We start from the raw sequence: 10995 nt of genomic DNA, 5'->3' as shown, positions 1-10995 counted from the left end.
AATCAATCCCATCCGCAATCTCCCAGGTCATCAAAACCCGGGGAGAGTGACATTCTTACTTTGCAGGATCAGGACACTTCAACTTTGCGGCTACACGATAAGATCGCGTAAGACTTGTTATGGAACTTACAAATATGGTCCCGAGACAGGTCCGCGTGACCCAGTCGACGCGGGCCGTGGCACAACTTCGAAGCTGTTGAATGCGCGCCCGGCAGACCCGGTGCGGTTCATGGTCCTCCCATGAGTATGTACAATTACAGCCAACTAAACGAGCCAGTTCTTAGGGCGCAAGGCGAAGGTCGGCGTTTGTCCGCATGCATGTCATCGTTTTTCATGAAATTGTCTCTTAGGAATCATTTTTCATGAGCAAGGATCGGATTTCATGAGACGGCTATGGCCCAGCACCATGGAAAACAGCCAAACGATCCTGGGGGTTGCCGGCTCATCGGTGAAGACAACATGGAATTGGGCGAAATCCACCTGAGCTTGTTCGCCGGGAGCCGTTTCGACCCGAACTTCAAACCCGTGTTCGGAGGACGGGCGGACGTCTCTGAGAAAGTCCGTGACTGCAGTGTAGCCGCCGGAATATCCGCGTTCCTTCAGCTCCCGCAGGAGCCGCCGTCCGCTAAGACTGGGATAGGCCGCGGTCCATAGGCAAGTGCCTCAAGGCCCCGTTCGATATATTTGCGGATTGTCTCTCGATCGACGCCGGTCTGCCTGGCGATCGCAGACACCGACAAACCCTGCCGGTGTAAATCTAAGACTATGACTATCTCCCCGAGTTTGATCACCGCCAATCCCCTCTCGACCATCGAGAGTAGTATCGGAGATGCCGTACCGCCAGTCTTCCCGGGCGAGCGCCGAAAAGACCGGCGGCGTCCCTAAACTCGGGAAGATTCAAATGGCACTTTTGGAGAGTATTGATCCGGTATCGACAGCAGGCCCAAGAGAGCGAAAGACCGGATGTCCTTCCTCGCTGACAACCTGATGGCCGACCTTGCCGTTACCCTCGCGCGTTAGAATGAGCGAATGAACATTTCGAGCGGCGAAACACGGATTTGGCTGTCCTGTCAGGCACTCTGCGTAATGCGCAGCAAATGGGTCGCGCGTGCCTCGATTACACCGCGAATGGTCTTGAGAATCCCATGGGGGATACCCTCTTCCTTAACTGCCGCCAGCAGCTCGTCGGCCTCTCCGGTGATACGGCTTGCAAGCTCAGTCAGGTCTTTGATTAACAAGCGCTGCGCGCTCCTTGTGTCCGGCACCAGTGTTAGCCAGTGCTGCAACTGAATTGTGTCAGCAATCGATCGTCCACCAATCGGCATGGCGAGCTTTTTCGCCCCAGGTGCACCACTGTTTTGGTGTTTTTTTTGATCGGTGCGATGCCCCGTGGATTGAGTTTTCAAAGAGTTCAAATATTCTATGGCTCGCCCGACAAGAAAAAATGTTTCAAAATTTGAAGTATACTGAGGTCAGCTAGGGAAAGACCGCATGCTCATCTATTCCGACGAGAATATTGAAGTAATTCACCGCGCGGGTTCATCGCCTTATCTTCTTGTCACATTTAATGAGATGGAGATGCAGGCGAACGGCAGTCGGTTCTGGGCGCAACGGTTTTGCGAAAAAGCCGACATTGCCGCGCTCGGCTTCATCAGCCGGCGGCCTAATTGGTTTCCGGCAGCGAGCATCGTTAAGGCGGTCGACGCGGCGCAACCCATTTTGCGTGCCGCGCCGGAGCGTGTCCTCTACGGTCATTCACAGGGCGGCTATGCGGCGCTGCGTTATCGTCGGCGCTTCGACGCGACCGTCGCCATCGCCTTCTGCCCGCAAGCCTCGATTGACCCGAATGCGGTAACGTTCGATCGCCGGTTCACGCGACATTTCTCGCCCAAGCTCCACACCAGTATGGGGATCGCCCCCGACCAAGCGGCCGGCCGGGGCTATGTCTTTTTCGATCCGTTCCATTCGGTCGATCGCCGGCACGCGGAGCAGATCGCGGCGCTCCAAGCAGAGACGCGGCTCGTTCCGGTCCATATGACCGGACATGGCACCGTGCGAGCCTTCACTGGGACAGCGCGGGCTCTTTCGCTCATCGACTCTTGCCGAGCAGACAACCTCACGGGCCTACGGGAACTTGCCCGCGTGGTTCGTGTCGCCGCACCCATGAGGCCCTACCAAATCGCGGTCTCGGCAATCGCTCGCCATCCCGCTTGCGCCGACCGGTTGCAGGCTCGCTTTGGCGAGGGCTTCTCGCCCGTGGAGCGCGTTAATTTCCTATATCACCGGGCCAACCGTCACATCCGCGACAGTAAACTCGCTACCGCGCGGGAAATGCTTGCCGAGGCCGTGGCACTTCAGCCTGCCAATATCGGTTTTGTTCGCCGGCTCGAGGAGCTTGATAGCCGTATAGCCCGAGCCCGCGACGTGGCAATTTCTGGATGAGTGGCTCTTTATGAGTTCATCCTTCCAGCGGCTTTTGCCGCGGCGGCCACCGCGTCCCACTCCGCCAGCACTCGTTCCTGAGTGAACCGCCGCGCACTTTGTTCCGCGTCGCGCCCAAGATGGTATCGCAGCAGCGGATCCCGCAGGATCCTTCCAAGGGCCGTCGCCAGGGCGTCGATATCTTCCCGTTCGACCAGGATTCCATCCTCGCCATCGCTGATCATTTCCTCGGGCCCCCATTGGCACCGAAACGACACGGTGGGAATTCCGGCGGCCATCGCCTCCAGCAGCACAATCCCCCATCCCTCATAGCGAGACGAGAGCACGAACACGTCGGCCGTCTCCACCCATTCTCCTGGCCGCTTCGTGACGCCAGGCATGCTCACCCGGTCGGCAAGACCAAGCCGGTTCCTTTGCGCCTCAAGGTTTGCCCGCTCCTCCCCTTCCCCCCAAATGCGCAAATGCCACTCCGGCAAATCCGGCGCGATTTTGGCGAATGCCTCGAGCAGCAGGTCGAAGCCTTTTTGGTGGGTCAGGCGTCCGACGGCAGTCAACGTGTTATCCTGTCGTCTGCTGTTCCAACCCGGCGGCAGATCGGATGCATTAGGAACGACCCAGCCACGCTTGCGCATGATGGGGGGAAAGGTTTCGAGCGCCCCACGCGTCATCGTTACCAAGCCGAAGGCGCGCGGGTAGAGCCATCGCTGCAATCGCTTCCAGCCGCGTCCGACGGGCTGCAGTTCGGGATTGTTGCGCTCGGAAACGATGATCGGCACACGAAGCCGCCAGCCCGCGAGCAGTGTGAGAACGTTTGTTCGCGTGAGGAAGCTGAGGATGAAGGTCGGGCGCGACGCTCGAAGCGCGGCGGCAAGCTTTCGCATCCTGCGAAACGCCATCAGACCGGAATGAAGGTTCGATCGAGGCCGCCCTGCCCCACCGAGCCGCCAGATATCGATATGCGGATCGATCGGATAATAGGCCTCCGAAGTTGGTGCCTCGAAAGTAATGATGGTTACCTCATGCCCTTGCCGTGACCAGTGATTTGCTACCAGGCTGACGACGTGCTCGGTGCCGCCGGCGCCGAGTGCCGGGACGACAATCGTGGTTCTGGTCGTTTTTTGGTCCGGATGGTCGTACGCGCCACGATACGGGCTCGTTGCCATTCCTTGATGTTCCCCTTCGCGTTCCACACGTCCTCGGTCAATTAGATGATGGTTGTTACATTCCGGATCGCAGTTGCAGTGTATTCTGTTTTACCCGCTGCCGCGACGGCTTCAGTGCGCCGTCAGGGGGTGCCGATGAGCAGCATTTGCAGGGTGTCACAGGGGCATGCTCAAGCGTGTTCGGGTGACCTCTCATGCTGCGTTGGCGGACGCGTTCCTCGTTTCTCGCCGAAAATCCGGCAGAACCTGGTTTCGGTCCATTCTGTCCCGAGCAGACCGTATGCTCGAACCGATCGCAGCTCACTGCATGCGCGAACGAGCTGCTGTTCACGCGGTCACTTCGTAGCGCCCACGACGACGTTCCTGACGACGTCCGCGATCGTCCTCATTGCCTGCTCGTCGAAACTGGGATCCACCAGAAAGGCCAGGCTCGTTTCTCCGAGAGACCGGGCGACTGGAAGTCGGTGCGCCGGCACCATGCCGACGTTGATGAATGCCTGTTCCCGATAGATTTCCGAGCAACTGCCACTAAAACACGGCACGCCGCGGCCATTGATCTCCGCCACAAGCCGATCCCGGTTCCATCCGTCGCGCAGCATTTCTGGCTTCACGAAACTGTAGAAGCGATACCACGCATGGACGAAATCCGGCGGCGGCATTGGGGTGCGAAGCGCCGACAGATCCTTGATGGCGTCGTGAAGGATTGCTGCGTTGACCGCACGGATATCGTGAGTGTTGGCAAGCGTGGCGAGCTGCGCCGTCCCGAGCACTGCCTGTATCGACGTCATGCGCCAGTTGGTGCCGATCGTCTCATGCAGCCAACGGAACCCCGGGGGATGCTCCGTCTTGAACACGGCATCGTAGCTCTTGCCGTGGTCCTTGCGGCACCAGGCGCGTTTCCACATGGCCTCGTCGTTTAGTGCGACCAGGCCACCTTCGCCGCCCGTCGAAATTATCTTGTCCTGGCAAAACGAAAATGCGGCGATCTCGCCGAACGTTCCGACGGGGTGGCCTGCTATGGAGGCTCCGTGCGCCTGGGCGCAGTCCTCGATCACCCAGAGATCGTTTTCGGCCGCCAGCGCCATGATTGCCGGCATGTCGCAGGGCCAGCCGGCGAGATGAACCGCTATAATGCCTCTGGTCTTTTTTGACAGGCAGCGGCCGATCGTCTCTACCGTGATGTTCTGGCTCTCCTCGTCGACATCGGCGAACACCGCCCTACCCCCGGCCATGACCACGCAGGATGCGGAAGCTATAAAGCTCCTGGGTGTAACGACGACCTCGTCGCCGGGCTGCAGGTCGAGTGCATGAAGTGCCAAGTCAAGCGCGACGGTTCCGTTTGCAAGCGCGATCGCATGCCGCATGTCCAGATAATGTTCATAGGCCGCTTCAAAGGCGCGAACGTGAGGTCCAGTCCAGGCGTTGACCTCGCCGGTTCGCAGCACGTTGCAGACGTCTGCGATCTGCTGTTCATCGTAGATGGGCCATCGATGCATCTGTGTCCCCCCGAACTCCATCCTGTCATGAGCGCGTCTGTGGCAGCATCCAACGAACAAGGACGAACGCTTCGGCCGCTTCGCTCATCACCGTCGCGCCGCGCAATTGCGCCAGCGCCGACAGCGTTCTCGTCGATCGCTCGTGTGGCGGCGAGCGGATCTGGGACGCAAAACACTGCATTGCTTCGAGCTTTTTTTCGAAATAGCTCGAGATGTCGACGAAGACGTTTGGCGTGAAGCCTGGGGTCAGATAGGGCGCGTTCCAGTTGGTCTCGGACAGTGTTTCATAGGCCAGTATGCGATGAGGGAAGCTTTCCTGGTGGGGTCGACTTGCCACCAACGCTGATAGGAACGCTAGCTGATGATCTCGATGAATGTCGCCGGGAAATGGCAGAAGAACTGTCTCGGGAGATAGGAGACGAACGAGATCCGAGAGCGCGCTGTTGACGGCGGAATGCCCGGCCAGGTCGAGACCGGCTGCTTCGAAACCGAGCCAGAATGTTTCCTCCACGCCTAGCAATGCGTGGGCCTGATTGGCCTCCGCTCTGACTAGAGCGATGCTTTCCGAAGTGAAGGCGGGAGGCCGCCCCTCGGTTACGATCGCCACGAACACCCGCTCGCCTTCCGCGGTCAGTCGAGCGATCGTTCCGCCCGCTCCCAACACCTCGTCATCCGGGTGTGGCGCGATCACCAGGGTTCGGCCAAACGAGAGCGGAACAGGCAACGCGGGACCCCTCTTTGCCTTGGCTCGCTTGCTCATCGATGGCTTTCTCCTAGTGGTGCGAAAGGCGCGGCGGCGCCGTATCGTTCGGCGACATGACGCCGTGCCTCTGCCAAGTGCCTGTCGTTTCGCTTCTCGCCGGCGACAAGCGTGAGTACGGTCATGACGAGGATGCGCGTGTCGAGCCATCGACCAGCATGATCGACATACCAGATGTCGAGCGCCAGTTTCTCCTCGTTCGACAGGCGTGTATTGCCGTTGACCTGCGCCCATCCGGTGATGCCGGGCAGTACCCGGCATCGGACCCGGCCGAGCTCACCGAATTCCGCGATGGTTGTGGGACCAAGCGGGCGCGGTCCGACGAAGGCCATCTCACCCCGCGCGACGGAAAGGAATTGCGGCAATTCGTCGAGGCGCGTGCGTCGCAGAAACCATGTCAGTCTCGTCGCGCGCAGATGGTCGGGCAACAGGTGTCCGTTCGCATCGCGACCTTCGCGCATGGTGCGAAACTTGACGATGGAAAATGGCTTAGCCCCGAGACCGGCACGCAATTGTCGAAAAATGAGTGGCCGACCGAGTGTGGCGAATACAATCGCGGCCGCCAACAGCATCAGCGGCAGGCAGAGGATAAGCAACACGCCGGCGATGAGAACGCTGTCTACCCGGCCATTTTCAGCTGGTAAAGCTATAGGGCCCATCTCGAGTGCATGTCGGCCGTTCCGTCTCAATCCGCTCTCCGTCACGTCGTCTGTTTGGTCGGCGGTGCCGCCGTGACCGTGCTTGCTTACATGCCCGTTATTGCCACTACCAAGACGTCGCCCGGCAGCATTTCCGTTAATGGGGAAGCCTCAATGCTCGCCGGCTTGCCGCCGACGGGGTTGCGGCGGATCTCGTAGGTGTAACTGATCTTGGATTTGTTTGCTTCATCGGCGCTCGCCGCCGCCATCAGCAGAATTTGCTCCTGGGCAGCTTGCCTGCTGGCGATCAGTTTCTTGATCTCCACGTCGCGCTCCTGCAGTTGCATGAGAATTTCCTTCTCGCGATCCGCCCCGAGCTTGGCGAATTCCAGCTTCATTTCGCTCAGCTCCCGCCGTGAACGGGCAAGCGTCGCGAAGGTCTCAAGCAACTGGGACTTTTCGTTCGATGCGTTGCTCCTGGCGCGTGAAAGGTCGCTTTCGGTGTTGAGTTCACGCTTGCGCAGCGAGCTCACCCGCGCCAGGTCCTTTTCATTGATGTCGACCACTTCCTTTTGTTGAGCCACAAGTTGATCGAGGATGTCTATCGCGCCTTGCCCCTGGACAATTCCTTCCGACAAAATGGCGCTCTGGGACTTGTTGGCGGCGAGATCGGCACTCAGGATCTTTTCCTCGACCTCGATAACCCCTTTGAGAGGTAAGTCGGCGAGGTATCCGCTGGCGACTTCCGGCACGTCCTTCAGGTCGATCTTCGCGCTGTTCTTTAGTTGCGCAACCAGACGGGCAGCGTAAATCGCCTCATAGACGATTTGCGCGTCAGCTCCCTCAATCTCGCCGCGGAGCCTTGCGCGCGCCACGATCCGATCGGACGGATTGACGGATGCGATCTGGGTGCCGCCAGCGAGACCCACGGCCTGTTCTACCGTCAGGCCGCCGTAGAAGGGGAAGGAACCGGGGCTTCGCACTTCGCCGAGAACGAAGATCGGACGAAACGTGGAGATGTTGAGCGAGAGCTTTGGATCAATCAGGATTTCCCGGGAACGGTACTCGGAGCGTAATTTTTCCAAGGCCGCGGTCACCGTCAATCCAGCGATCTTGACGGATCCAATCAAAGGAAATTGGGCATCGCCGTCGCTCGAAATCGTTACCGTCACGGGAATCTCGGCGTCGTCCAGGAAGTCGAAGGTGAGGATATCGCCCGTAGACAGCCGATAGTCGGCGGAAAGCCCTCCCCCCGTCGTCACGCTGAGCAGAAAACACAGGATCGCTGCGAGAAGATATTTGGAAATCCTTCTCGCCAGGCTCCTGTCGAATGAGCTCGTGATTCCGGTCATGCGATTGCGCCTCTCGAAAGAAAAGACAACGCTCGGAGATCGTATTGTCGGCGACTATATTCTGACGTTCGCCGAGCCGTCAAAGGATTTTGGTTGAAAATAAAAAGATGCGGTAACATTATAATACATATCCCCAAAGGGAGAGTAATTTCGATTTTTATTACCCCGATGGATTACCCCGAAAGAGCTACCTAGACTGTCCCTTCTCTCGCCGGCGCCCCCGGCATGATCTTCTGGAACGCGCGTGACGATCCGCAAGAAACTACGACGCGCCGTGAAGGCGTTCGGCGACATCGCGAGGCGGGAAAAAAGCCTTAAGGAGAGGCTGCAGGCGGTCGCTCATCTGATGACGGGCAATTTCCTCGGCTCGATCATTGGGCTCGCCGGTTTTGCCTTGACCGCGCGCGCACTCGGTCCGGCCGACTATGGCATGTTAGCGCTGTGCTTCGCATACATAAGGGCGGTCGAGCGGCTGGTCAGCTTTCAGTCCTGGCAGCCGCTCATTAAGTTCGGGAGCGAGGCAAAAGAGGCCGGGCGTAACGACGATCTGCGCGCCATCTTGAAGTTTGGACTCCTTCTCGATGTCGCGGCCGCGATCGCCGGTTGCCTGATCGCAATCTTGCTGGTTCTTCTCGCTGCACCCTTCTTCGACCTCTCGGAGCCGGTGAAAGAACTGGTCCTCGTTTACTGCTTCGTCTTGCCTTTTCAGCTTTCCGGCATGCCGACCGCGGTCCTCAGGCTTTTTGGCAGGTTCACCTCCCTAGCCTACGGCCAGGTAATTTCGAGCCTCTTGCGCGTCATCCTCTGTTTTCTCGGCTACATAACCGGTGCTGGGCTGTTCGAATTCGCATTGATCTGGATGGCAGCGCAGATCCTGAGCGCCATTTCGCTGGTTACTTTTTCCTTAGTTGCCCTCAAGCGCGAAGGCTTGCTTCACGGTCTGGCGTCGGCGTCAATGGCACAGCTTCGGACCCGCTTTCCCGGCCTATGGAAATTCGCGATATCGGCGAATGTCTCGCTGACCATTCGCGCAAGCGCCAACGAACTTGACACATTGCTGGTCGGCTACCTCGCCGACCCGGCTTCAGCAGGGCTGTTTCACATCGCCAAGCGCGTCGGTCGCCTGGCGCAACAGGCAGGCAGCCAGGTCCAGACGGTGCTCTATCCTGAACTCGCTCGCGCATGGGCCGCGGGCGCGAGCGCCGAATTCCGGCGCGCCGTATCCCAGACGCAGTGGCTGCTCCTTGCATTCGGCGTCGCGATGATAGGTGCATTCTACGTCTCGATCGAGCCGCTGCTGAAATGGACAGCCGGACCGCAATTCGTCGGCGCCGCGCCACTGGTGATTGTCCAGTCGATTGCCGTAACACTAACCCTCGTCGGTGCCGTCTTCCGCTCGGCACTGTTGGCGATAGGAGAGGAACACAGAGTCCTCACGAGCGTGTTGATTTCGGTCGTGGGCTTTTACGTGACGGCGTTGATCTTCATTCCGCAGATTGGCGCCATGGGCGCCAATGTTGCCCATATCGTCATGTCAGTCGTGTGGCTGGCGATGATGTATGTGGCTTATCGCCGGCGCATCTAGTCGAACATCTTCAGTCTGTGGGATAGCGTCCGGCGATGCGCTCTTCAGAAAGCCACTGCATGAAGTCGTCGAAGTTCGACCACCCGTTACCGTCGCCGTCGACCCAAGGGTCATTGCTGACCGCTGCGGCACCAAACTGCGGCTCGATCGCGTCGGCCATGCCGTCAACATCGGAATCGAGATAAGGCTCGCCATTGGCGATTTCCGGCAGGGCACCCGGCACGCTGACCATCTTGCCGCCGCCCTTTTGCCCGATGGGCCCGATTTCGGCGATCACCCGTGTATCAACGCCATCACGCGGGAAGGCGCCCGCGGTCGCCGTGACGGAGGCATAGACCGCCTCGGCCGGCTCGGGATTAGCAATCGCCAACGGACAAGGCGGCTTGTCGACGACGAAGCCGAGCGTGTCGGGCGCGATCGCGACGATCGATTTTTTTCCAAAACTCCAGGTAACATTGCCGCTTTGGTAGAGCTTCGGGTTGTCGACACTGGCCGTGTCGTTCCAGTTCATCGCATAGGTGACTTCGTTGGTACTCGGGCCTGCCTTGAAGTAGTTACCGACAAAGGAGATCGGCGTCCCCCCGGGAAATTGCGAGAATATTTCGCCCCACTCGGACGCTGCGTTAAAGAAGAGATTGTTGACGATCTCGATGCATGAGCCGCCATAGTGGTTATTGTCCGGGTTCCTGTCCCTGTTGGAAACACAAGCATTTTTCCAGAAGCTGATGTTTTGTGGGCCCCGCGGATCCGAGCCGAGAAGCGCGCATTTGCTGTGCTTGTTCAGGCCTTCGGCAAACAGGGAATTGGCAACGGTTAGATCCGTCGTGGTGGCATAGGCGTTGAAGTTCTCATCCGTCGCCCAGGACGTCGACACGTGATCGACATAAACCAGCCGACTGTCCTCGATCGTCACGCCATCAACATTCGGTATCGAATTGGAAAACTGCGGCCGCATCCGCAGATGACGGATGATGACGTTGACTGATCCCTTGACGACGAAGGGCGTGTGTAGACCCTCGCTGTTTGTCTGGTCGATAGTCAGCAGGATGCCGCCACCCGGTGCCGTCTGGCCGAGAATGGACAGATTGGCGTTCTGGTCCCGCACAACCAATGAACTTTTCAGCTTGATGGTTCCGCCGACCTTGAACACGCAATTGCGCGGGCCACTGAGATCGATGCAGGCGCGCAGGCTACCGGGGCCAGCGTCGTTGAGGTTGGTGACCGGGATGATCGCCCCGCCCCTTCCTCCCGTTGCCATCTTTCCGTAGCCCTCAGCGCCCGGGAATGCCGGCTGTTCCTGTGCCAGGGACAGTCCCGCCGCCGACGTCAGCGCAAGGAAAGCGCCGGCGACCGCACTGCCCCAACGAAAGAAAGACAGGCGAAACAACAAACAATTCGAACTCGAAACCGCCTTCGCTGCGTCTGTCATGTGAAATCTCCTGCTAAGGCTCCACATCGGTTCGCCGGGACAAGAAGGCTGGGCGAACGATAGTGGTTTTAACTCAAGTCAACGAAGGGCACCAGCCTACCCTCGAACTCGCTTTCGCAGCGTGCGAGGG

The 10995-nt window shown here is 59.0% G+C and carries 9 protein-coding genes and 1 pseudogene; 2 read left to right on the top strand and 8 right to left on the bottom strand.

Annotation, left to right across the window (positions count from 1 at the left end):
- Positions 1–381: 381 nt before the first annotated feature.
- Both ASD52_RS36595 and ASD52_RS10565 read right to left on the bottom strand, forming a co-directional pair.
- Positions 382–791, bottom strand: a pseudogene (locus ASD52_RS36595) (helix-turn-helix domain-containing protein); the annotation flags it as partial.
- A gap of 279 nt (positions 792–1070) precedes the next feature.
- Positions 1071–1406: a hypothetical protein gene (locus ASD52_RS10565; protein ID WP_156407951.1), complete on the bottom strand. Its 336-nt coding sequence runs from the start codon at positions 1404–1406 to the stop codon at positions 1071–1073.
- Between the two features lie 85 nt (positions 1407–1491).
- On the opposite strand from ASD52_RS10565, the gene ASD52_RS10560 reads away from it, so the two are divergent.
- Positions 1492–2442 carry an alpha/beta hydrolase gene (locus ASD52_RS10560; RefSeq protein ID WP_057207740.1) on the top strand — a complete coding sequence of 317 codons (951 nt, stop codon included), beginning with the start codon at positions 1492–1494 and terminating at the stop codon, positions 2440–2442.
- An 8-nt stretch (positions 2443–2450) separates the two neighbouring features.
- Here ASD52_RS10560 and ASD52_RS10555 read toward each other — a convergent pair whose 3' ends face one another.
- The 5 genes from ASD52_RS10555 to ASD52_RS10535 all read right to left on the bottom strand — a co-directional run bounded on the left by ASD52_RS10555 (position 2451) and on the right by ASD52_RS10535 (position 7851).
- A complete protein-coding gene (locus tag ASD52_RS10555) occupies positions 2451–3605 on the bottom strand; it encodes a glycosyltransferase family 4 protein (protein WP_057224215.1) in 1155 nt (384 codons plus the stop codon).
- Positions 3606–3940: 335 nt separating this feature from the next.
- Positions 3941–5101: a DegT/DnrJ/EryC1/StrS aminotransferase family protein gene (locus ASD52_RS10550; RefSeq protein ID WP_057224213.1), complete on the bottom strand. Its 1161-nt coding sequence runs from the start codon at positions 5099–5101 to the stop codon at positions 3941–3943.
- A gap of 25 nt (positions 5102–5126) precedes the next feature.
- Positions 5127–5861 (bottom strand): PIG-L deacetylase family protein, encoded by a 735-nt coding sequence (locus ASD52_RS10545; protein ID WP_057224211.1) that lies wholly within the window; start codon positions 5859–5861, stop codon positions 5127–5129.
- Positions 5858–6550, bottom strand: coding sequence for a sugar transferase (locus ASD52_RS10540; protein WP_234907959.1), 693 nt, complete (start codon positions 6548–6550; stop codon positions 5858–5860). Before ASD52_RS10540 ends, ASD52_RS10545 begins: the two co-directional genes overlap by 4 nt.
- A 56-nt stretch (positions 6551–6606) precedes the next feature.
- The gene (locus ASD52_RS10535) at positions 6607–7851 is read right to left on the bottom strand and encodes a polysaccharide biosynthesis/export family protein (protein ID WP_057224209.1); all 1245 of its coding nucleotides are present in this window, start codon (positions 7849–7851) and stop codon (positions 6607–6609) included.
- A gap of 244 nt (positions 7852–8095) precedes the next feature.
- Here ASD52_RS10535 and ASD52_RS10530 point away from each other — a divergent pair, with 244 nt between their 5' ends.
- Positions 8096–9436, top strand: a complete 1341-nt coding sequence (locus ASD52_RS10530) for an oligosaccharide flippase family protein (protein WP_057224207.1) — start codon at positions 8096–8098, stop codon at positions 9434–9436.
- Positions 9437–9446: 10 nt separating this feature from the next.
- On the opposite strand, the gene ASD52_RS10525 is transcribed toward ASD52_RS10530, so the two are convergent.
- Entirely contained in the window at positions 9447–10865 is a 1419-nt protein-coding gene (locus tag ASD52_RS10525) for a hypothetical protein (protein ID WP_057224206.1), read from the bottom strand.
- Positions 10866–10995 lie beyond the last annotated feature (130 nt).

Origin of the sequence: Ensifer sp. Root142 (assembly GCF_001426785.1) — a bacterium.
Classification (GTDB): domain Bacteria; phylum Pseudomonadota; class Alphaproteobacteria; order Rhizobiales; family Rhizobiaceae; genus Ensifer; species Ensifer canadensis.
This window is presented reverse-complemented; position numbering and strand designations above follow the sequence as displayed.

Excerpts from the sequence above, each read along its gene's own strand:
- ASD52_RS10560 (WP_057207740.1), top strand. The coding sequence starts at position 1,492 with ATGCTCATCTATTCCGACGAGAATATTGAAGTAATTCACCGCGCGGGT.
- ASD52_RS10555 (WP_057224215.1), bottom strand. The coding sequence starts at position 3,605 with ATGGCAACGAGCCCGTATCGTGGCGCGTACGACCATCCGGACCAAAAA.
- ASD52_RS10550 (WP_057224213.1), bottom strand. The coding sequence starts at position 5,101 with ATGCATCGATGGCCCATCTACGATGAACAGCAGATCGCAGACGTCTGC.
- ASD52_RS10545 (WP_057224211.1), bottom strand. The coding sequence starts at position 5,861 with ATGAGCAAGCGAGCCAAGGCAAAGAGGGGTCCCGCGTTGCCTGTTCCG.
- ASD52_RS10535 (WP_057224209.1), bottom strand. The coding sequence starts at position 7,851 with ATGACCGGAATCACGAGCTCATTCGACAGGAGCCTGGCGAGAAGGATT.
- ASD52_RS10525 (WP_057224206.1), bottom strand. The coding sequence starts at position 10,865 with ATGACAGACGCAGCGAAGGCGGTTTCGAGTTCGAATTGTTTGTTGTTT.